Origin of the sequence: Labilibacter marinus (genome assembly GCF_001659685.2) — a bacterium.
In the GTDB taxonomy this organism is placed as follows: Bacteria; Bacteroidota; Bacteroidia; order Bacteroidales; family Marinilabiliaceae; genus Saccharicrinis; species Saccharicrinis marinus.
The window spans coordinates 1-22,783 of sequence record NZ_LXYE02000044.1 but is presented as its reverse complement, the minus strand read 5'-3'; the positions used below and the strand labels follow the sequence as shown (position 1 = coordinate 22,783).

Here is a 22,783-nt window from a genome sequence, read left to right as displayed (position 1 = left end):
AAAATAAATTTTTAAATATTTGTTATTAATTTATATTTGTTGTTCGATTAAAAAGAGTAACTCCTTTGGAGTAGGACTAACAAATATTTATGGTAGATCTTATCTGCATAAATATTGGCCTTAAAAACAAAAAAAACAGAAATGAAAAGAAACTTACAGTTTGTTAATTTTGCATTATTATTTGGGTTGGCGTCAATCGTGTTTACAGGTTGTCAAACGGAAACAAATACAGGAGAGCATAGTGATAAAAATGCTAAACAAGGAATAAATGAAGGTGGAACATTTCCGGTAGCCTATATTGATACAGATTCTTTATTACGTCAGTATAAATTAGCCATTGATTTACAAGAAGACTTATTGAAAAAAGAGGAGAAATCGCGTACTGATTTCAATGAACAAGCTAAGAGATTACAAAATCAGATGACTGAGTTTCAACGTAAGGTTCAGAATAATGGTTTTTTATCTAGAGAAAGAGCTGAACAAGAGCAAAGAAATTTAATGGCGAGAGAACAAGAGCTTCAAAAATTAAATGGAAAGTTGTCTCAGGAGTTAATGGCAGAACAAGAAGGCTTAAATCGTCAATTACGCGATACTCTAACCAACTACTTGGAAGAGTACAATGCAGATGGTCGTTTTAAAATGATTTTAAGTAATACTTTAGGTGATAATGTATTATATAGTGCTCCGGGTGTAAATATTACACAGCAAATTGCGGACGCTTTAAATAGTCGTTACGAAATTAGCAAGGGCGAAAGCGCAGAAGCCACTAAGTAAGAAAAGACATAAGCATATAAAAGGCAGATTCCTTAAGGAGTCTGCCTTTTTTTAATTCAGGAAACCATGATACAAGCATTCGATAAATATTTAAGTAAGCACGCTCCATTTACGGATTTTGATGTTAACCAAATGGCAGACTCAGCTATGGTGGTGGTTATTCCTGTTTATTTAGAGGACGAACTAAACGATACACTTGACTCCCTATTTGCATGTAAGCCTATAAATGCTAAGGTATCTGTTTTATTAGTGTTTAATGCTGTTGAAGGTGCAGCTGGTAGTATTATTGAAAAGCAGGAGGAAACGATAAAACAAATTGAAGCCTATTCCAATAAATCTGGTTTTATAAATATATATGTACTTAAAGCATTCGATTTACCACGAAAACATTTTGGTGCTGGTTTAGCACGGAAAATAGGAATGGATTTAGCGGTGCATCATTTTTCCGTTAATGAGGAGGTAAATGGAATTATTGTATCCTTAGATGCCGATTCTACCGTTGAGACAAACTACTTTGAGGAGATTTTTGGCTTTTACAGCAATACTAAGAATAAAGCTTGTTCTATTTATTTTGAACATCCTATAGAAGGAGATAAATATGAGCAAAACATATATGCAGCTATTAAGCAATACGAAATTCATTTAAGATATTATGTAGCGTGTCTGCAATATATTGGATTACCATATGCGGAGCATACCATTGGTTCTTGTTTTTCGTGTAAGGCTAGTTCGTATGTAAGTGTAGGTGGTATGAATAGGCGACAAGGCGGTGAAGAATTCTATTTTATTCAAAAGTTATTGCAGCAAGGTAATTATGGAAACTTGAATACAACAACTGTATATCCTTCTCCGCGCATCTCTACTCGAGTGCCTTTTGGAACAGGACCATCCGTTAAAAAGATGGTTGATAATAATGAAAGTGAATACCTAAGTTATAATTTACAATGTTTTGTCGATTTAAAACCTCTGTTCGATAGTATTGATAGTTATTATAAAATCTCAGAGGATGAATTTCAGAAGGAAGTAATGAACTTACCTGGTAGGGTAAGGAGTTTTTTATTGAATTCAGACTTTTATGAGGAGTTAAAACCAATTGGAGAAAACTGTTCAACGATTGAAATGTTTAGGAAGCGATTCTTTCATGCTTTTAATGCTTTTAAGCTAGTTAAGTATGTGAATTATACACATGAACATTTTCTGGAAAGAATGCCCGTTTATGATGCTGCAATGGAGCTGTTAGAGGTAATCGGTTTGGATAACAATGATATATTTGAAGAGAGTGAATTACTTCTTAAATTCAGAGAACTTCAAAAGCAATAGATAAGGGTATATACTGGTTATTTTTTAAACTTTCTAAAGGTCACATATAAATCAAGTGTGGCAGTAATTAAAACGGCAATAATCCAATAATTACGATGTAAGAATATGAGGGCTGCAGCTGCCACTAGAAATAATGCACTGATCACCATTATTCCATTTAAACGTTTGTTTTCGGCTTTACCTTTTAAAAAGTTAAAAAGTCGCACGCCAAGCAAAGGAATAAGTCCCAATACCAAACAGATGAATGCATAAGGAATTTCATTTAATTGAAATAATATTCCCAGTAAAACTAGTATCATTCCAATATAATAGGCTATGCTAAGTGCTTTGTACATGTTGTATATAATATAATTTGAAACCGCAATGCTAGTGAAAAATATTGATATTTAATGAGTAGTCATTGCTTAAGTTGCTGCTTGTTGAAGTACTATGTCTCTATAATTACTTAATGAAGTTTTAATCCTTTTCAACTATAACAAAGATATCTTCATCCTTCTTTTTCATTAGATATTCTTCACGTGCAAACTTCTCTAGACTTTCTGGGCTTTCTTGAATTTCACTTAGCTTGCGTTCGTTTTGTTCGATCTCTACCTGATAATGATGTTTCTGTTTTTCTAATTGTTCTATTCTGGACGAAAGCTTGGCTCTATCCCAAAGATTATTTTGGTCGAAAAAAGCCACCCATACGCCAAATACAACTAGCGTGAGTATGTATTTATTCTTTAAGAATGAAGGAATATTTACTTTAGGTAAATTCATTATTACTTGTTTTGTACAAAGATAGAATAATGCGTTGATAGTGGAAAGGGAAAAGAGCAAAAGTGCCTAGAGTAATGGGTGACGAGTTACAGGGCATAGAGCAGAGCGTATTGTACACTGTTCATCGAAAAAGCCGATTTCCTCTGTTGGGAAATCGGCTTTGAATCTTTATACTTATCTTTTATTTAATTCTATTCAGAATCTATTTCTCTAAAAATGGATATTTGTAATCGTGAGCAGGAACAAACGTTTCTTTAATGGTACGTGGAGTAACCCATCGCATTAAATTAATGGCTGAACCAGCTTTGTCATTGGTTCCTGATCCGCGAGATCCACCAAATGGTTGCTGACCAACCACCGCTCCTGTTGGTTTATCATTGATGTAAAAATTACCTGCCGCATTTACCAAGCGTTTAGTAGCTAATTCAGCAGCATATCTATCTTGCGAAAAGATTGCGCCTGTTAATGCATACATCGATGTTTTATCTAAAATATCCATCGTTTCTTCAAACTTGGCATCCTCGTACACATATAAGGTCACTACTGGGCCAAACAATTCTTCTACCATAGTATCGTATTGCGGATTGCTTGTTTCAATAATGGTTGGCTCAATAAAATAACCTTTTGATTTATCGTAATTACCACCAAAGATAATTTCGGCTTCTTTGCTCTCTTTTGCAGCATCAATAGCTCCAGACAGTTTGTTGAATGAGCTTTCGTCGATTACCGCATTTACAAAGTTTGAGAAGTCCTCAGGGTCACCCATTTTTAATTCTGCCATTTGTTCGGCCACATAACCTTTAATCTCTGACCATCTGCTGGCAGGAATATAAACACGAGAAGCGGCAGAACATTTTTGTCCTTGAAACTCAAAGCCACCACGTACAATACCCGTAGCTACTGCTTTGGCATCGCATGATTTATGTGCCAAAATGAAATCTTTACCTCCTGTTTCTCCAACAATACGGGGGTACGATTTATATTTCTCAATATTTGCTCCAATGGTTTTCCACATGCTTTGGAATACGCCAGTTGAGCCAGTAAAGTGAATTCCTGCAAATTCTGGGTGTTCGAAAACTACCTTAGCAGTTAAAGGTCCAGAAGCATAAACTAAGTTAATTACTCCAGGTGGCACACCTGCTTCGTTAAATATCTCCATTAATACCTGAGCAGAGTATACTGCAGTTTTAGAAGGTTTCCAAACAACTGTATTGCCCATTAATGCCGGGGCGGATGGTAAGTTTCCTGCAATAGAGGTGAAATTAAATGGTGTTAAAGCAAATACAAAACCTTCCAATGGTCGGTACTCTACTCTATTCCACATGCCAGGAGCACTTTCTGGTTGCTCGGCATATATATCGGTCATGTATTGAACGTTAAAACGGAAGAAATCCGCTAACTCACAAGCTGCATCAATTTCGGCTTGATATGCATTTTTCGATTGCCCCAACATGGTAGCTGCATTTATTTTCTGACGGTAAGGACCTGCTACTAAATCAGCAGCTTTTAAAAAGATAGCTGCACGATGTTCCCAACTTAAATTAGCCCATTTTTCTTTGGCTGTTAATGCTGCATCAATAGCTTGGTGAACATGTGTTTCATCACCCTGATGATAATAACCCAAGCAATGCTTAATGTCGTGAGGAGGATGCATAGAAACTTTGTTGCCCGTTCTAATTTCTTCTCCACCAATGTACATTGGAATATCCACTTCGCATGCTTTGTATGCTTTCAACTGTGCTTGAAGTTCTTCTCTTTCAGATGTTCCTGGAGCGTAACTTAATACCGGCTCATTTTCGGCAATTGGTACATTAAATATTCCTTTAGGCATAACTTAATTATTTATGGTTATTAAACTTATTTCGTAGTTAAGGCATAATTGCCCTCATTACAAATTTACGATAAGATGCCCTGTTTATTTAATGAATTATGTCAGTGTTTGAGGTGATAAGAGTATGATAATAATCACGTCAGCGATGTTTTAATCCATTTTGTGAGAATTGTTTTAGAATAATGATGAGATACTATTATTCAAATTAGCACTTTTATTATAAAGAAGCCTTGCTAGTAGTATCCGTAGCATCACTTAAAAATATCTTATTATCATTATTAGCAACAATCTCTAGTATCTTTTTGTACTTTGAGGGTAGTCCGAGTTGTGCTCCCGTTTTCCAATGACCTTGGCCTAAGACAGCAATTTCTTCATTACTTTCGAGTATGCCCTCTTTATATCTTATGCTTTTATTTAGTCCTAAAAAGTTCTCACTTTCATGCCCTTTACTATTTAAGTACTTTTCAAGTTCTTCTGTTGCATCATTAAATGTGCCCGAAGAATAATCCCTATCCTTCACAATGTAACTTTTCATGTGGCTAGAGTTTATAAAAGCATAATGCTCACCTTCTCTAATCACATAATTACAAGTTTGGCTTTCATCAATAATAGTAGACCAATGTGAGTTTTTACCTGAGGATTTCTTTTGCTCAACTGTAATATGATAATGGGCGCATTCCCTATTAGAGAGCGGAGCGATAAGGGCTTTATCAACAAGCTCTACCTTTCCAACTATTTTGGCTGTGTCGCCATCTCTAAAATGTGAGATTCGCTTGTACGTTGCTTTCTTAAGTTTTCGTTTTATAATAGCTTTTTTGCTGAAATAAATACTTCCAAAAATAATAAAAGCTACTGCAGCAATAATGATAATAACAATAGGGTTTTCCATAGTTGTAGTTTAGATAATAAGGTTTTATTAAGATGATTACTCTCTTCCACTCACTGAATTTACCTGACTAACACCAATCAGTCTATCAAAATAATCTCCTGTACCTCGATAGTACACAAGTATAAGGTAATCATTTTCAGTCTTGCTATGAGAGCCTTCAAACATACTGACAGATGCTTTATCTGTTCCATTGGGTTTAAAGGCGTACTGATAATTATAAAAGCCCTGTTTCAATAACAAAGAGGCCTCATATTGTTTAAAGTTAAAGTTGTATTTCATGATGGATGATTGGTCAAGGTGCCAATTGGTTAGGCCGCCTAATAAATGTACATCACCTCCTACAAGCGGTTCTTCTCTAGGTAATGAAAAATGGACGTAAACATACTCTGCTTCTCGCAAATCATCATTGCTCTCTTGCACTTCAATTACATACCTTCCGTTAAAATCGTTATTGAAAAAATATGATTTACCTGCATATATTTCATCAGGAAATAACTCAACATGCGAATATGGGTCGTGGAAGGTAATGTCTTTTATGGTGCTACTCTGAAAACGAATACTTCTAATATCCAACCATCTGTATTCGTTACCACCTTCAAATAGAGTTTCGCGATTGTAGTTGTAATCCAATTCGTAATTTCGCACAAACATGGGTTTTAAACCTATAATGGCATTGTCTAATCTGCCATTTTGAATAATATGAACACGCACTTCTTCTACAGGGTTTGATGTCTCAAAATTAGGATGTTTAATATTAATGCTTACTTCTTGTTGTGCATCCCTTATGTCAGAATTCATGGTGTATTTTACCTTTGGAAATATCCTCACCTTTTGTTCCGTAAGCATAAAACGTTGTGTTAAAATGGTATTATCCATATCGCCATCGGCATAAATTTTAATGATATAATTGCCCGATACGCGCAGCTGTATATCTTGATTAGGAAAATTTACTTGATAATGCACATAATCAATAGAAGTATTAAAAGAATATTGATAGTTCAATAGAGGTACCTCATTAATTCCACTTACATATTCTGTTTCCATTAATTGCGATTGTTCCCAATTTTCATCACAATGAATTATGGTGTAGTAATAGTCTTGTATCTCGCCATTCAAATCATCAAATGACAATTGCAGTTGTTCGCCAAAATTTATGATGGGGTATGATAAAGGCCAGTTTTTTTTATGACACTGAATAGTTTTAATGGATCTGTGGTGGCTTTTGTTTTCAATAACCTGAGATTGGCTGAAAGCCAATAAACACAAATTAAATATGAATGTTAGTAATATCTTTTTTATCATGCTATTATCTTTTGATGGCTTAAATATACCAATTCTGAATAAAGTGCATATTTTCTATACATATTCCTATACTTCTAAATGAGCTATCAGATAGATTTGTCTTACATATCGCGTGTCGTTATTCTTGATTAAGAATGTTAATTGTTTGAATATTAGATGTTGTTTGAATTTATTTTAGTATCTTATTTCTCCAATTTTTGATGCAGCCTAAATATGATAAAACTTCTACCTAAAATATTCATTCTGTTATTCTTTACTTCAGGTTTACATGCACAAAAAGAAGTTAAAGTAGGTGCTTTTAGTTTGTATCCAGCAATTTTTATGGATGACGATGGAGAAGTAAAAGGCTTTTATGTAGATGCGCTGTGCGAAATTGAAAAGAAAGAAAACATAAAATTTAAATATATCTGCAGTAGTTGGGAAGATGGCCTAGCGAAAATAAAAGCGGGTAAAATTGATTTAATGACAAGTGTTGCGTATAGTGATGAGCGTAATGAGTATATGGATTACGGCTTAACACCTTTGTTAACGGTGTGGGGCGAAGTTTATGTAGATCCGGATTCAGATATTGATGGTATTTTGAATTTGGCAGGTAAGAAAATTGCCGTCATGAAAAAAGATATGAATGCCAGGCACCTTAAGGAATTAACTAAAAAACTGTCTGTTCAATGTTCGTTTATTGAAGTGGATGAGTTTGAAGAGGTTTTTCAGCTGGTTTCAAAAGGGATTGTAGACGCAGGTGTTGTAAATAACACTTTTGGAGCAGGTAAATATATGGAGCATGGCTTGCGATCTACAGGAATTGTATTGAATCCGTTTGATATATTTTTTACGGTAAAAAAGAATGAAAACGCAGAGTTACTGGATCTTTTAGATAATTATCTGGTAAAATGGAAAAGAGATAGCAAGTCCGTTTTTAATGTATCCCGTCAAAAGTGGTCGCATGGAAATGTTGGCTCTATTCAAGTAGTGCCTCGGTATGTTAAAGATTCATTATATGTGGTTGCAGTGGCCGTATTATCCTTAATGGTTTTTGTTTTTTTATTACGATATAGAATTCGTGTAGCAACACAAAAGGTGAAACGTAGCGAGGCTGTTTTTAAAACCTTTATGGAGAACATAGGAGCTTTCGTTTATATCAAGGATAAAGATTCCAAGCACATCTATAAAAATAAAAAGGTAAATGAATTAAAGTTCGATGATCAAACATTGTATGGATCGGAGAGCCCTATTTTTGATGAAGAAACCATTGAACTTATTAAGGATTCAGACAATAAGATACTAAGTGGGGAGGCCAAACAGTTACAACTTATCTATACCGCTAAAGTAGGAGGTAAAAAAGTTTGGTTGCATGCACTGAAGTTTTTGTTACAAGTGCCAGGAGAGGAGCCTCGTATCGGTGGTTTTTCTTTTGATATTACTAAACTCAAAGAAACGGAACAGGAGTTAATTGCTGCGAAAGAAAAAGCAGAAGAAGGAGGAAGATTAAAAACAGCTTTTTTAAATAACTTGTCACATGAGATAAGAACGCCCCTAAATGCTATTGTAGGTTTTTCGGAGTTGCTAAGTAGTGAAGAGTCTACTGGCCATGAAATTGATTATATTTCGGTTATTCGGAGCAGTAGTAATCAATTGTTATCTATTTTAACCGATGTGCTTACCATCTCTCAATTAGAAACAGAGCAAGCCAATGTACGGACAGACAAGATAAATGTGAACCAAATTATCGATCGTTTAATACTCATGTTTAATAAGGATGAAACCACTTCTAAATTGCAAGTTAGAGCAGGAGTTAAGTTAAATGATTACGAAGCAAATGTTTATTCTGATCAAACTAAGCTGATTCAGATATTAACAAACCTTATCTCCAATGGTGTAAAATTCACATCAAAAGGATTTGTTGAAATTAATTGTGAGCGAAAAAGTGAGATGCTTGTTTTTTGTGTGAAAGACAGTGGTATTGGTATTGATCCGAAGTTTCATAGGCTTGTTTTTGAACGTTTTAGGCAGGTTGATTTTTCTACCAACAAAGAGTATGGCGGAACGGGTCTGGGGCTTTCCATTTCAAAGGGTTTTATAGAATTGCTAGGCGGTAAAATATGGATAGAGTCTAGGAAAGGTGAAGGGGCGAAATTCTATTTTACCATACCTTACAAACCAGCTTTCAATGAAATAAATGTTTGATTTTTATATTGTTATTTAATTCTCGCTATACAGCAAGCGGGGGGTATACTATTTTCTGCACATAATAAATACTTTTTACTCCTTATTTTGTTTAAACAAACTTTCATTCTATATGAACATGAGCATTAGATACTTATGATTTATAAATTATTTAACGAATTTTTTCTTTAATAGTTAAGTTCAGAGGCTTATTAAGTTATAAATTATTGTATTTTTGCATCCAAATTCAAAAAAAAACTTTTTATCAAACATGTCAGACGTAATTAAAATAAAAAAAGGTCTTGATATTCGGCTAAAGGGTAAAGCGGAAAAAGTATTTGGTACTACCAATTTACCTGAGCTTTTTGCTATCAAACCAGGAGATTTCCCTGGATTGGTTCCAAAGTTAGCGGTTAAGCCTGGTGACAAAGTTAAGGTTGGTTCGGTGTTGTTTTTCGACAAGTATCGTACTGATATTAAATTTGTTTCTCCTGTTAGTGGAGAGGTGCAGGTAGTAAACCGTGGAGAGCGCAGACGAATATTAGAGGTTGTGGTGAAAAGCGACAACCAAAATGAAGCAGAGGATTTTGGAGCAGCTGATCCAAAACAAGTATCAAAGGAGGCGGCCTTAGAAAAGATTTTGGCATCAGGAATGTGGCCATTTTTTCGTCAGCGACCATACAACGTGGTAGCTAATCCAGCCGACGAGCCAAAAGCAATCTTTATTTCTGCTTTTGATTCTTCACCATTAGCTCCAGATAACGATTTTGTTGTAGCTGGTCAAGAGTCTGCTTTTCAAGCAGGTGTTGATGTATTAAACAAGCTTACTTCAGGTGGAGTAAATATTGGAGTGAATAGTCAAATGGCTTCTAAAGCTTTTGTTTCTGTTTCAGGCGCTAAAGTAAGTTCTTTTTCTGGTCCACACCCAGCAGGTAATGTAGGTGTTCAAATTCACCACGTATCACCTATTAATAAAGGAGATATTTACTGGACTATCCAGCCGCAAGAGGTTATTTCATTAGGTAAATTATTTACTGAAGGAGTATATGATGCGTCTAGGATTATTGCTTTAACTGGTTCTGAGTTAAAGACAAGAAATTACGTAAAAACTAAAGTTGGTGCTAGTATTTCTGCATATGTTCAAAACAATGTAGAAGAAGGTAACCTAAGATATATTAGTGGAAACGTTCTTACTGGCGGTAATGTAAGTAAGGATGGATATTTGGGAAGCTACGATTCTCAAATTACAGTTATACCAGAGGGTGATGAAGCTGAATTTATGGGTTGGGTAGCACCTGGCTTAAACAAGTTTAGTGTATCTAAATCATTCTTCTCATGGTTGAGTCCTAAAAAAGAATATGCTTTAAATGCGAATTTAAATGGTGGACCTCGTGCTATCATTGTTTCAGGACAATACGATAAAGTATTGCCAATGGACATATTACCAGAGCATTTAATCAAAGCCATCATCACGGAGGATATCGATAAAATGGAGCAATTAGGAATTTATGAAGTAGCTGAAGAAGATTTAGCACTTTGTGAGTTTGTTTGTACTTCAAAACTTGAAATCCAAAGCATTATCCGTAAGGGTATTGATACTATGGTTAAAGAGATGAGCTAATTGGCTCCATCAATTTGTAAATATTAAAATTAAAATAAATTGAAAGCATTAAGACAATATTTGGATAAAATCAAACCCAACTTTGAAAAAGGTGGGAAGTTTGAAAAATTGCACTCTTCATTCGATGCTTTTGAGACTTTACTTTTTGTTCCAAAAACAACCTCAAAAACAGGTGTTCATATCCATGATGCTATTGATTCTAAAAGAACAATGGCCGTTGTGGTAATGGCATTAATTCCTGCTTTGTTGTTTGGAATTTGGAATACAGGATACCAACATTTTTTAGCTACGGGTCAGGGTGCTGACTTTTGGCCAATGATAGGGTATGGTGCTATAAAAGTACTTCCTATTGTAATTGTATCTTATGTAGTAGGTCTTGGCATTGAGTTTATGTTTGCTCAATTAAGAGGACACGAAGTTGCGGAGGGATTCCTTGTATCGGGGATGTTAATTCCTTTGGTGTTACCAGCTGATATTCCTTTGTGGATGGTAGCTGTTGCAACTGCATTTGCTGTAGTAATTGGTAAAGAAGTTTTTGGAGGTACAGGTATGAATATCTGGAACCCAGCTTTAATTGCCAGAGCATTTTTATTCTTTGCTTATCCTTCAAAAATGTCAGGAGATCTTATTTGGGTTTCAGGCATGAGTAAAGGAGAAGGTATAGTAGATGGTTTTTCTGGAGCAACAGCTTTAGGTGAAGCAGCTGTACTAAAATCGGGCGAAGGATTAGGAAGATTAGCAGATGGTGGTGTTTATGACCTTTGGAATAGTTTTATCGGAATGATTCCAGGATCGATTGGAGAAACAAGCACATTAGCTATTTTAATTGGGGCAGTAATCTTGTTATTAACTGGTATTGCTAACTGGAAAATAATGGTCAGTGTTTTTGCAGGTGGTTTTATCATGGCATACGGGTTTAACCTGATTGGTGCTAACGAACTAATGAATGTTCCTGCTTTACACCAACTATGTTTAGGTGGATTTGCTTTTGGTGCGGTATTTATGGCAACAGATCCTGTATCTGGAGCGCGTACTGATAAAGGAAAATACATTTACGGATTTTTAATTGGTGTATTTGCCATTTTAATTCGTGTGTTTAACCCAGCATATCCAGAAGGTGTAATGTTAGCCATTTTACTAATGAACACTTTTGCTCCATTGATTGATCATGTTATTGTTCAACAAAATATTAAACGTCGTTTAAAAAGAGTAAACGCTTAATAAAACTATAAAAATGGACAAACAAGGAAATTTATATACAGTTCTTTATGCCGTTGTCATGGTAATCGTGGTTGCTGCTGTTTTAGCTTTTGTATCGGAATCATTAAAGCCAATACAAAACAAAAACGTTGAAGTAGCTAAGAAAATTGATTTATTAAGATCAGTTGGAATTGCCAGCGATGCGACTACTGCTGAAGAGCTATACGCAAAACATATCGGAGAAAACACAAAGGTTATTAACGTTAGCGGAAGCGAAGTGGAAGGTAATGCTTTTGATATTGATATGGCTAAAGAAGTTCGTAAAGAACAAAAAGATCGTAACTACCCACTTTATATCTGTAAGCTAGAAAGCGGAGAAGAAAAAATTATTATTCCTCTTCGTGGTGTTGGATTATGGGGACCTGTTTGGGGATATATTTCGCTTAATGCGGATAAAAATACCGTATACGGAGCTACTTTTGACCACAAAGGTGAAACGCCAGGATTAGGTGCTGAGATTTCTAAAGAATTCTTTCAGACTCCTTTTAAAGGAAAAACCATTTTTGATGAGTCAGGCGTGTTTACTTCTATTGCAGTTGTAAAAGGAGTAGATACAAGTACGAATCCACATGCGGTTGATGCTATCTCGGGGGGTACCATTACTAGTAATGGAGTTACCGATATGTTAAAAGAGTGCCTAAGTGGGTACGAAAAGTATTTAAAAAATTAAACGGTTAAAAAATGAGCGACAAAGAACCTTTGTTTTCAGCTAAAAACCGAAAACTTATAACAAACCCGCTTAACGCACAAAACCCTATTACTATTCAGGTATTGGGTATTTGTTCGGCACTAGCGGTTACGGCAAAGTTAGAGCCGGCAATTGTAATGTCAATTTCGGTAATGTTCGTATTGGTTTTTGCCAATATTCTTATATCGCTGCTACGTAATACAATTCCTTCACGAATTCGTATCATCGTTCAGTTGGTAGTTGTAGCTGCCCTTGTAATTCTGGTTGACCAGATTCTTAAAGCCTTTGCTTACGAAGTAAGTAAGCAGCTATCTGTTTTTGTTGGATTAATTATTACCAACTGTATTATCATGGGTCGTTTAGAGGCTTTTGCTTTAGGTAACAAACCTTGGCAATCAGCTTTAGATGGTGTAGGTAATGCTGCAGGGTACGGAGTAATCTTAATCATTGTAGCTTTCTTTCGTGAGCTATTAGGATCAGGTACTTTAACATTACCTGGATTAGGAACCTTAAACATCATCCCTCAGGCATTTTATGACATGGGATATGCAAATAATGGTTTTATGATTTTACCTCCAATGGCCTTGGTAACAGTAGGTATCATTATTTGGGTTCAACGTTCACGTAACAAGGACTTGGTAGAAGATTAATCGTAAACTACAAAATTGATTTCAATGGAAAATATAATTAATATATTCATCAAGTCTATTTTTATCGATAACATGGTGTTTGCTTACTTCTTAGGTATGTGTTCATACTTAGCAGTATCAAAAACTGTGAAAACATCGTTTGGTCTAGGCTTGGCTGTGGTATTTGTACTTGTAATTACAGTGCCAGCTGATTATCTTTTAAACGAATATGTACTAAAAGCAGGTGCCTTATCTTGGTTAGGAGAAGGCTTTGTAGATGTTGATTTAAGCTTCCTTAGCTTTATCATGTTTATTGCTGTAATTGCTTCAATGGTACAATTGGTTGAGATGATCGTAGAAAAATTTGCTCCCGCTCTTTATAGTTCACTTGGTATATTCTTACCACTGATTGCTGTAAACTGTGCCATCTTAGGAGGATCTTTATTTATGCAAGAGCGTCAGTACGCTTCATTAGCAGAAGCAACTTCATTCGGACTTGGTTCGGGTATTGGTTGGTTATTAGCTATTGTTGGTATTGCAGCTATCCGCGAAAAATTAAAATACTCTGATATTCCAGCTCCATTGCGTGGATTAGGTATCACTTTTATCGTTACAGGTTTAATGGGTATCGCGTTTATGAGTTTTATGGGAATTCAGTTATAATAACAGTAAGAAAAACATTGATATAGTATGATATTTTTAGCTAGTCAGGGTGTAGTAATTACTACCAGTGTGGTAGTTTTCTTACTAGTTATCCTACTGTTGGTGGGCATCCTTTTGTATGTAAAACAAAAGTTAACACCAGCGGGAACCGTTACTATCGACATTAATAATGGCGAGCAAGCTTTAGAAGTTTCTCCAGGCCAAACATTATTGTCTGCTTTAGGTAGCAACCAAATTTTCCTTCCATCTGCTTGTGGTGGTGGTGGTACATGTGCCATGTGTCGTTGTCAGGTAACTGATGGGGCAGGTTCTATTTTACCAACCGAAACAGGTTATTTTACTCGTAAAGAACAGGCCAATGACTGGCGTTTATCTTGTCAGGTAAAAGTGAAGGAAGACATGAAAATGGAAATCCCTCAAGAGATTCTTGGTATCAAGAAGTGGGAGTGTACAGTGGTTTCTAACGACAACGTAGCAACTTACATTAAAGAGTTTGTAGTTAAATTACCAGATGGTGAAATATTAGACTTTAAATCGGGAGGATATATCCAGATTGATGTACCTAAAATCACAGTTGATTTTAAGGATATGGAAATTGGATCTGAATACCGTGAAGAGTACGAAAAATATGGCATTTTCAATCTACAGATGGTTAACCCAGAGGAAACATTCCGTGCGTACTCAATGGCCAACCACCCTGCAGAAGGTAATATCGTAATGTTAAACATTCGTATTGCTACACCTCCTTTTGATAGAGTAAATGGTGGATTTATGAAAGTGAATCCAGGAATTTGTTCTTCATATATCTTCTCTCGTAAGCCAGGAGATAAAGTGGTTGTTTCAGGTCCTTACGGAGAATTCTTTATTAAAGAAACGGAGCGTGAGATGATGTTTATTGGTGGTGGTGCTGGTATGGCGCCAATGCGTTCTCACATCTTCCACTTATTCCATACATTAAAAACGGGTCGTAAGGCTACTTTCTGGTATGGTGCTCGTTCGGTAAAAGAAATTTTCTATAAAGATCAGTTCGAAGCTATCGAGAAAGAGTTTCCTAACTTTAAATTCCACATCGCCTTAAGTGATCCTCAACCAGAGGATAACTGGACTGGTGCTACTGGATTTATTCACCAGGTAATTAATGATGAGTATTTAAGCAAGCATGAAGAACCAGAGGACATCGAGTATTACCTTTGTGGACCTCCAATGATGAATGATGCGGTAAATAAAATGCTTTATGATTTAGGTGTACCTGATGAAATGATTGCATTTGATGACTTTGGATCTTAATCAAGTATTAAGATTTTAGTTTAAAGACATAAGATTCACTCTTATATATAAAAAGACTCCTTCGGGGGTCTTTTTTTGTTTTATAGCTAATCGAAACTACAATCAATTTTATAACTTTCCATTTTAAAATGGATTGGTATTTGTATACATCTGGAATATATCATCCTTCATTCATATCTTTATATAATGAAAAAAAGACATTTGGCTCGAAACATATTTTTAATCATCGGAGGATTTATTCTGTTACTCATCATTCTAGCAGAAATATTCAAGGATGAGATGATTAAGTTGGCGCTTGAAAAAGGAGCTAAAACTTTCGAAGTTCCGCTTACTGTTGGAGAGGTTGATTTTAGCTTAGTTTATAACTTTCCGTATGCAACCATTGAGTTTAATAATTTGGCCATGTTGTGCGATTCAACACAAGAGCCGCGGGATACTATTGCTGGGATCTCAAAGTTATATGCATCAGTGGATGTGATTCAATTGATGAAGGGTAATGTATTGGTGAAAGAAATTGAGATTGAAGATGTACATGCTAAGTATATAGTAGATTCATTGGGTAATAGTAATTTTGATTTCATATTAGAGGGGATGGAGTCGGATACCGTAGAACTTAATCAGGATACTACCAAGGTTCAGGGGGTGTTTACCTTAGATCAATTACAACTATCAAATATTGAACTCACTTATATTGATGAATCGCTTAAAACTTCGGCAGAGGTTTTAATCGAAAATGTAGAAATGAATGGTGAGTTAGAGCCTGAAGGTTTTAAAGCAGCTACTGAAGGAAAGGTAATCGTTAAGTCTGTGCAGTTTCAGGAATATAATTTAAAAGTAATAGGTAATACAGAGTTAAGTTTTGATGTCACCGCTTTAAATGATACTGTGCGCATACAGGATTTTGTTATGAAAACAGGAACTGCAGCTATTCAATTGTCTGGTGAATACGCCTATGGAGACAGTACTTATGTAGATATTGAATTTTCTGGTGAAGAAATAGATATTGCTGAAAACTTATCTATACTGCCCGCTCAAATGTTGAAGGAGTATCATATTATAAAAGCTGGTGGCTTGGCAGGAATTAAAGGTTCGGCCAAAGGCTTTGTAACTACTCATACTATTCCTCATGTAGATGTTGCTATCCAACTGAAAGAAGGACAAATGAAGTACGATATTTATCCAACTATAGATAATATAACACTGGAGGCGGATTATACCAATGGTTATGCAAGTACATTAAAATCTTCAGAAGTCGACATAAAAACTTTTTCAGCCAAAACAGGGAAAAGTGAAGTTAACTTATCTGGCAAGATCCAAAATTTAGAAAAGATTCATTATGAATTCCATACAAATGTTTCGGCAAATCTTTTGGAATTATTGCCATATATCCCTGATTCTACCATACAGGAATTAAGCGGAACTATTACAGCAAAAATCTCTAGTAATGGAACGATACTAGACTCTATAGATGATAAATTTATAGATTATGTTTTGGCTCGAACGCAAATGAACTTAACGATGTCTGATGTTCATGTAAAAAAGGATTCTGTTCCAGAAATTAATCAATTGGGAGGAACCTTTATTTACCAACCCAATAAGATAAAAATAAGCGATTTTAAGGTGGATGTGCCTGAATATGGTGCAACGGTATCAAATGCATTTGTTAAAGGAAATTTTAAAGGTAAAATAAGCGATTACGAAAGGCTAGCCCTTAACCTGGATAGTGTAAGTATCCAAACTCCAGGTTCATCTGTTTGGGCATCGGGAAAAGTAAATGGATTAAAAAATATAAAGTATGATTTAAGAACTGCTTTAAGCTTAAATTTATCCGAGGTAAAACAAATGCTTCCTGAAGATATAGCCAACAGCATGTCGGGACAAGTAGGCGCTGAAATAAGTTCTGCAGGTGAGTTTAATATAGAATCTGTAGCAGACCACGCGATGCCTTTGTTGTTTGAAAGTAGCCAGTTCTCGGTTTCTTTCAAAGATGTTTATTTAAATATGCCAGATACTATTATGAATGTGATTGGTCTATCTGGCAAAGTAGATTATAGAAACGATAGTATTTGGATGGATCAGGTTTCTGGTAATTATTTAGGACTTTCCTTTTCTGCAGATTCAACTTCGATATTAAATGTTTATTCGGCGGCAATACAAAATCAAAAAAAGCAACTTACGGTAAATGGTCATTTTGGTGCTGGCGATCTAGATTATGCTTGGATAGAAGGATTTCTAGGTGATTCCGTTCCTATGAATGAAGCTGAAATGCAAGCTAAAATAGAAGAGAAGGAAAATGAAGAAGCCTATGAGCAAATGTTTACCACTGTTATAAATGGTAAGGTTAAACTGGCAAGTTTTAAGTATGGAGACATCATTGCTAAAAATATTGACTCTAAATTTTTAGCCAAGGTGGACGATGGGTATTATGTTGCTGATGATTTAAATTGTAATGTTTTTGGGGGGAATTTAAAAGCTTCCGTAAAATATGAAATGGAGCATACTAAAGTGGATGTTCCATATTTGAAGGATATTATGCATTTTAAAATAGATGCAAAAGGTTTGGATGTTTCTCAATTAATTGGAGATTTAGAAGAATATATAGGTCAGGAGGATTTTCAAAGTAAAAATGTTCAGGGAAAATTGTCTGGTATAATTGACGGTAGGGTTGATCTACATGATTATAATGTAATATATGAAAAAATGCTCTTAAAAGGAGATATTAAATTAGAGGATGGGGCACTCATTAATGTGAAACCAGTAATGGAAGTAGAAGAAATAGCCATGATAAAGCTTCAGAATATGGATAAGCTATATTTCAGTACGCTGGAGAGTAAGATGTTTCTTTTTAAGAATAAGATGTACTTCCCTAGAACTATTATTGAGACTTCTTCTTTTGATGCCATGTTTTTTGGTATGTATAGTTTTGGAGAGGAATACGCTTACCATATTAGAATGTACTTGAATCAACTTTTGTCAAAAAATGATAAGGACAAGCTAGCTAAGGCAGCCAAGGATAATGGATTTGTTGATGAAGCTGTAAAAGATGGGAAAAGGCCTATTTATGTAGTGTCTAGTTCAAAAAGGACTGGTTTGGATAAACGAAATGATAGGGATAGAATGGATGCTAGAGTAAATCTTCAAAAAGAAATGGTTGAATTTAGGTTCGATCCAAATTTGGTTTTATATAATACAGACAAATAGGTATGAAAGAGAAGCGAACTTTGGTCGTAATGGGGATTTTGTCTTTATTATTTTGCTTTTCGTGCAAAACGGCTGAAAGCGATAACGCGAGAAAAATAAAACATCAAATTCATCAAAGTAAAGAAGATGTTGTGTTTGGGAGGAATGAAGCATTAAATACCATGTTTCTATACGCAAGCTATAATTGTCAGTATTGTAGGTATTTATTTACAAGAACTTTCCCAAAATTAAAAGAAGAGTATTTAGACAAAGGGGACTTAAAGGTAGTTGTAAAATGGGTAGAATTTGGTGAGGATGTCCAAACATTGAATGCTTTAAAAGCAGCAAGCTGCATATATCGTTTTGGCAAGTATGATAAACTACATCAATTATTATTGGCTAATCCTAATATTGTTAAATCAGAGGAGTTTAATATATTAATTGATGATATAATCGATAAAAATAACGAAATTGCTGAGTGTTATTTGTTGGACTCGGAATATGATTTCATTAAAAACAACGTTAATGAGTTCAGAAGTCAGAGTTTTAAAGGAACTCCTACAATAGTAATTAATGATAAGGTATATAGTGGTTTTATCTCTTTTGAAAAACTGGACGATATACTCAAACAAGAATTTAAAATATCAAGACAATGAAAACAAAAATTATTTCGATGATGTTGATGGCTATGTTTTTATTTGTAGCCTGCGAAGAAGAGGAGCCTAACTCTTTTTGTGAAAATCCAGAAGCAGTTTGTCCTGACGATACAGAGATTGAGGCAAACGCTTGTTGTACCTCAACAAGTTGTTATTGGACTTATAAAGGTGTAGATAAACCTTGTGATGGAAAAGACTGTGCGGATGTGCGTAATGAAATTATTACCGACGCTTGTTTAGCTGGAGTAAATATGAAATCATGGAATGGAGATTTAGATGCACTGGATGCGGAATTAAAAGCTGTAACTGACAAGTTATTAGAAGAGGCTAGAGTTTCGTGCGCTGACTGTAACTAAAATTAAAATTTAAAAAATAGTGGCTGCTTGTTTTTATAGGCGGCCATTTTTTTTAACCGCCACATAGCCTTTATTGTTTTGCCTTTATATCGATATTATCAATTGGAAAGGTAAAGTAAAACTCACTGCCTTGGCCTGGTTCACTATGTAAACCAAACTCTCCTTTATTCAGGTCAATGTAGTTCTGGCACAGCTTTATACCAAATCCCGTGCCTTTTTCATTCTGAGTGCCAGGGCTTGTGTAAAGTCCTTTATTCCCCATAATCTTTTCCTGAATATCCGCACTGATACCTACGCCTTCATCTCGAACCTTAATCTTAATGAAGTTATTGATTCTTTCACTTTCAACAGAAATATCGTCACCTTCGTTAGAATATTTAATAGCATTATTAATCAGATTACCTATGATGACTTGATATGTAAAGCTATCGCCATAGGCTATATCTGTTTTATTTATATTAATATTTATCGCTATATTTTTGTTATTAGCTTGACTTTTGTATGGATCAATGGCTATATTAGCCATCTCATAGCAATTAAAATAGTTTGATACAAGATTGTATTCACCTTGCTGTAATCTAGCCCAATGAACAATATTCTCTATTAATACATTTGCACTTTGTGCAGTTTGTAATATGTTTTCAACATATTTTCTATTTTTCGAATGCTCTGGAAATAGCTTATCGAGTAATAACAAATCAGAAAAAATAATGATGGTATTTAAAGGGTTCTTTAAATCATGACCCAAAATTCGTATTAAATCATTTTTTAAATCATTTAAATTTAAAAGTTTCTTTTCTGAATTAACCAATTGATTATTCGTGTTTTTTAGGATGTTATTGGTTTGTATCTTATATCTATAACCCCACAATAATAGAAGCAAAATAAGTATAACTAATAGGGTAAATCCGATAAGGTAATATATGCGAGTTCTGGAGCGTAATAGTGCCATCTCATTAATTTTTTGCTCCTTATGCAATGTTTCAATTTCAAGTTTTTGCGAGTTTGCTTTATATTTTGCTTCAACCTCTAGCAGCTGTTTGTTTTTGTCCTCATTAAAAACACTATCCTTTAAATTCGTATATAAGCAATGTTCTTTATATGCATTAGAGTATTGTTGTTGGTTTCTGTAATGTTCAGCAAGCTGTCGATGGGCAACCATCTCTTTGCGTTTATTACCCATTAATTGTGACAATTCAATGGCCTTATTATAAGCTGGTATAACCTCATTGTTTTTACTAGTTAATTGCATAAGATTACCCTTAGCTAGATAAAATGAAACCTTAGCAAAGGTCGTATAACCATTGATGAGTTCGCCCTCAAGTTTAGCTAGTAATTGTTCCGCTTTTATTAACTCGTTCTGTAATTTATAAATTTCAACAATATTTAGGTTCAAAAGCATATACTGATCGCGGTTGTAATCTGGCGATAGTACCATTAAATTCTTAGCCTCAAGCAACTTAGTCATTGCTAAACTGTAATCCCCTGTGCGTGCGTATAAAACGCCCATGTTAATTAAGATAGCTGAGGTAATATTGTTATCTGTAGTGTCTTTCAACAAAGTTATGGCCTTGTCATAGTGCTCAAAAGCTTTATCAAACTGTTCATTAACCTCATGAAGAATAGCCATATTGCTATGTATTTGCCCAGCATCATAAGTATTGTTAGTTTCGTTAGCCATGCTAAGTGCGGTATTATAATGGCTCATCGACTGGTCAAATAAATCATTTAAATAAAAACCAATACCTATATTATGATGGGCTTTTAGTTTCCCATTGTAATAATCTTGGTCTGTCGATTCTTGAAGTGCGATATTTGCATATTTTAAACAACTGTCGCCATGGTAGTTTTTGTAATATTCTGCAAGCTCTAGCAGTGCATCAATTCTTTCTGTACTATCTGCAAGCTCTAATTTATAGCGTATTTCTGCTAATTTTCCAATGGCAGAAATTTTAAAAAATGGACATATTACTATTGAAATTAGAACAAGTCGTTTAATAGTTAACATCTTAATCTTTTTTATTACAGCCTCTAATTGTACTAATTAAGAGCTATGTATAAATAATATTGCGTTTAATTTTTTATACTAAACTTCTGAGGAACTCACCCAGAAGATCTTTTTTATTTCATTCGGTATAATATGTTTCAGTTACGTGATTTTACCTTTAAGGTTTACACAGATATGAAATACTTTTGGTGAGTTGTTTGGGAAGTAGAAATGCTATTAAACAATGATTTATTTTGTTCCTACTGTAAGCTCAGAATTACAAAATAACTGTTCTGCTTTTTTATAGGCGGCTATTTTTAATATAAAATATTGGCAACTGATTCCAGCTCTTCAGGAATATCGATCACATTATTTTCCATCAAGTTAAGCTCGTTTATATTTTTGTCAGCAAGCATATGGAAAGGGAAGTCATAAATGCCGTTATTCTTGAGGTAGATATTTTTAATGGAGTTTGATTTTAATAGATTTTCGCAACCTTCGTAAATTAGGTTATTGGTAAAGTCAATTAACTCAAGAGATGGACAATCACTAATAACCTCTGGTATTTCCTGAAAAGCATTGTTACCTAAATACAGCTTCTCTAGATTGGGCAATTCTTTAATGGTGCTGGGTAAATTTTTAATCTGATTTAAACGAATGTCTAGAAATTTTAAGCTTTTAAGCTGATTAATTTTTTCAGGAATATAAGTGATACCATTTTCCTGAATATCCAATGATTCTAGATGTTGCAATTTAAAAAGAGCAGAAGGCCATTCGCCTTGTAAATTAAATTTAGCAATACTCAAATGGGTAACCTGACTTAAGTCGTTCAGTTGAAAACCTTTTAAAAACCAAGTTACTTGTTTTACCTGTTTCAAATTTTTAGGCAGCTGTGTTCTTAATTCCTCAATAATATCTAAATCTCCCATCCTTAATATTACCATTTGTAATTCTATAGCAATAAAGCCATAATTTTATAAAACTGCAATTTTACGTTGCTTTACTAACACTATTCAAAGCTTAGCTTGATAAACTATAAACTGATTTTATTCGTTTTATTCGAACTCTTGTTAATGCCACGTGCAGTTTTCTCTTTCTGGCTTGCGACACTACCTTTAGCATAGTAGTCATCATGAACAATAAAGTTTATGAGAAAAAATGCAATATTTTTCTTGTCCTTAAAAAGAATTATAGCCAAGTTCAGTAATGAAAATGTATAATATTCCACTTACGCCACACATCAACGCTACTTAATTTATCATTGTCGCCATAATGCACTATATCATCGAATAATATTTGACTCATTTCGAAGCTCATTTGTCTTAAGTCGATATTAATTTGTTCTTATTCGTAATTAAAATACCATATAGTTTTATTGTATTCATAGGTTTATACTAATATACCTATTATCAATATTG

19 protein-coding genes are annotated in these 22,783 nt (G+C 34.6%); 12 read left to right on the top strand and 7 right to left on the bottom strand.

The genetic code is table 11. The features are described 5' to 3' along the window. The first annotated feature begins 141 nt into the window (after positions 1 to 141). Both A8L32_RS17795 and A8L32_RS17790 read left to right on the top strand, forming a co-directional pair. On the top strand, positions 142 to 774 hold the full coding sequence (locus A8L32_RS17795) for an OmpH family outer membrane protein (RefSeq protein ID WP_066632459.1): 633 nt from the start codon (positions 142 to 144) through the stop codon (positions 772 to 774). Between the two features lie 66 nt (positions 775 to 840). Continuing rightward, positions 841 to 2,094 carry a glycosyltransferase family 2 protein gene (locus tag A8L32_RS17790; RefSeq protein WP_066632282.1) on the top strand — a complete coding sequence of 418 codons (1,254 nt, stop codon included), beginning with the start codon at positions 841 to 843 and terminating at the stop codon, positions 2,092 to 2,094. 17 nt (positions 2,095 to 2,111) lie between these two features. Here A8L32_RS17790 and A8L32_RS17785 read toward each other — a convergent pair whose 3' ends face one another. The 5 genes from A8L32_RS17785 to A8L32_RS17765 all read right to left on the bottom strand — a co-directional run bounded on the left by A8L32_RS17785 (position 2,112) and on the right by A8L32_RS17765 (position 6,875). Beyond that, the gene (locus A8L32_RS17785) at positions 2,112 to 2,429 is read right to left on the bottom strand and encodes a hypothetical protein (RefSeq protein ID WP_066632280.1); all 318 of its coding nucleotides are present in this window, start codon (positions 2,427 to 2,429) and stop codon (positions 2,112 to 2,114) included. 121 nt (positions 2,430 to 2,550) lie between these two features. Continuing rightward, complete coding sequence (locus A8L32_RS17780; protein WP_066632278.1) at positions 2,551 to 2,853, bottom strand: FtsB family cell division protein; 303 nt, start codon at positions 2,851 to 2,853, stop codon at positions 2,551 to 2,553. Positions 2,854 to 3,055: 202 nt separating this feature from the next. Continuing rightward, entirely contained in the window at positions 3,056 to 4,684 is a 1,629-nt protein-coding gene (gene pruA, locus A8L32_RS17775) for an L-glutamate gamma-semialdehyde dehydrogenase (protein ID WP_066632276.1), read from the bottom strand. Positions 4,685 to 4,901: 217 nt separating this feature from the next. Beyond that, on the bottom strand, positions 4,902 to 5,573 hold the full coding sequence (locus A8L32_RS17770; RefSeq protein WP_066632274.1) for a hypothetical protein: 672 nt from the start codon (positions 5,571 to 5,573) through the stop codon (positions 4,902 to 4,904). A gap of 36 nt (positions 5,574 to 5,609) precedes the next feature. After that, the gene (locus A8L32_RS17765) at positions 5,610 to 6,875 is read right to left on the bottom strand and encodes a type IX secretion system plug protein (RefSeq protein WP_075591124.1); all 1,266 of its coding nucleotides are present in this window, start codon (positions 6,873 to 6,875) and stop codon (positions 5,610 to 5,612) included. Positions 6,876 to 7,088: 213 nt separating this feature from the next. Between A8L32_RS17765 and A8L32_RS17760 the strand changes: the two genes are divergently transcribed. The 10 genes from A8L32_RS17760 (at position 7,089) to A8L32_RS17715 (ending at position 19,378) form a co-directional block, all read left to right on the top strand. After that, positions 7,089 to 9,059, top strand: coding sequence for a sensor histidine kinase (locus A8L32_RS17760; protein WP_066632270.1), 1,971 nt, complete (start codon positions 7,089 to 7,091; stop codon positions 9,057 to 9,059). Positions 9,060 to 9,309: 250 nt separating this feature from the next. Next, on the top strand, positions 9,310 to 10,659 hold the full coding sequence (locus tag A8L32_RS17755) for a Na(+)-translocating NADH-quinone reductase subunit A (RefSeq protein ID WP_066632268.1): 1,350 nt from the start codon (positions 9,310 to 9,312) through the stop codon (positions 10,657 to 10,659). A gap of 39 nt (positions 10,660 to 10,698) precedes the next feature. Continuing rightward, complete coding sequence (locus A8L32_RS17750) at positions 10,699 to 11,880, top strand: NADH:ubiquinone reductase (Na(+)-transporting) subunit B (RefSeq protein WP_066632266.1); 1,182 nt, start codon at positions 10,699 to 10,701, stop codon at positions 11,878 to 11,880. 13 nt (positions 11,881 to 11,893) lie between these two features. Further along, positions 11,894 to 12,589: an NADH:ubiquinone reductase (Na(+)-transporting) subunit C gene (gene nqrC, locus A8L32_RS17745; protein ID WP_066632264.1), complete on the top strand. Its 696-nt coding sequence runs from the start codon at positions 11,894 to 11,896 to the stop codon at positions 12,587 to 12,589. An 11-nt stretch (positions 12,590 to 12,600) separates the two neighbouring features. Then, positions 12,601 to 13,257 (top strand): NADH:ubiquinone reductase (Na(+)-transporting) subunit D, encoded by a 657-nt coding sequence (locus tag A8L32_RS17740; RefSeq protein WP_066632262.1) that lies wholly within the window; start codon positions 12,601 to 12,603, stop codon positions 13,255 to 13,257. Between the two features lie 24 nt (positions 13,258 to 13,281). Next, complete coding sequence (gene nqrE, locus A8L32_RS17735; RefSeq protein ID WP_066632256.1) at positions 13,282 to 13,899, top strand: NADH:ubiquinone reductase (Na(+)-transporting) subunit E; 618 nt, start codon at positions 13,282 to 13,284, stop codon at positions 13,897 to 13,899. Between the two features lie 27 nt (positions 13,900 to 13,926). Further along, positions 13,927 to 15,186 (top strand): NADH:ubiquinone reductase (Na(+)-transporting) subunit F, encoded by a 1,260-nt coding sequence (gene nqrF / locus A8L32_RS17730; RefSeq protein ID WP_066632255.1) that lies wholly within the window; start codon positions 13,927 to 13,929, stop codon positions 15,184 to 15,186. A 186-nt stretch (positions 15,187 to 15,372) separates the two neighbouring features. Then, positions 15,373 to 18,387: an AsmA family protein gene (locus A8L32_RS17725; protein WP_066632254.1), complete on the top strand. Its 3,015-nt coding sequence runs from the start codon at positions 15,373 to 15,375 to the stop codon at positions 18,385 to 18,387. Between the two features lie 2 nt (positions 18,388 to 18,389). Next, positions 18,390 to 19,022 (top strand): DsbA family protein, encoded by a 633-nt coding sequence (locus A8L32_RS17720; protein WP_066632253.1) that lies wholly within the window; start codon positions 18,390 to 18,392, stop codon positions 19,020 to 19,022. Continuing rightward, on the top strand, positions 19,019 to 19,378 hold the full coding sequence (locus tag A8L32_RS17715; RefSeq protein ID WP_066632252.1) for a hypothetical protein: 360 nt from the start codon (positions 19,019 to 19,021) through the stop codon (positions 19,376 to 19,378). Before A8L32_RS17720 ends, A8L32_RS17715 begins: the two co-directional genes overlap by 4 nt. A gap of 70 nt (positions 19,379 to 19,448) precedes the next feature. On the opposite strand, the gene A8L32_RS17710 is transcribed toward A8L32_RS17715, so the two are convergent. Both A8L32_RS17710 and A8L32_RS17705 read right to left on the bottom strand, forming a co-directional pair. After that, positions 19,449 to 21,386 (bottom strand): ATP-binding protein, encoded by a 1,938-nt coding sequence (locus A8L32_RS17710; protein ID WP_066632250.1) that lies wholly within the window; start codon positions 21,384 to 21,386, stop codon positions 19,449 to 19,451. 296 nt (positions 21,387 to 21,682) lie between these two features. Continuing rightward, on the bottom strand, positions 21,683 to 22,309 hold the full coding sequence (locus A8L32_RS17705) for a leucine-rich repeat domain-containing protein (protein ID WP_075591123.1): 627 nt from the start codon (positions 22,307 to 22,309) through the stop codon (positions 21,683 to 21,685). Positions 22,310 to 22,783: the final 474 nt, after the last annotated feature.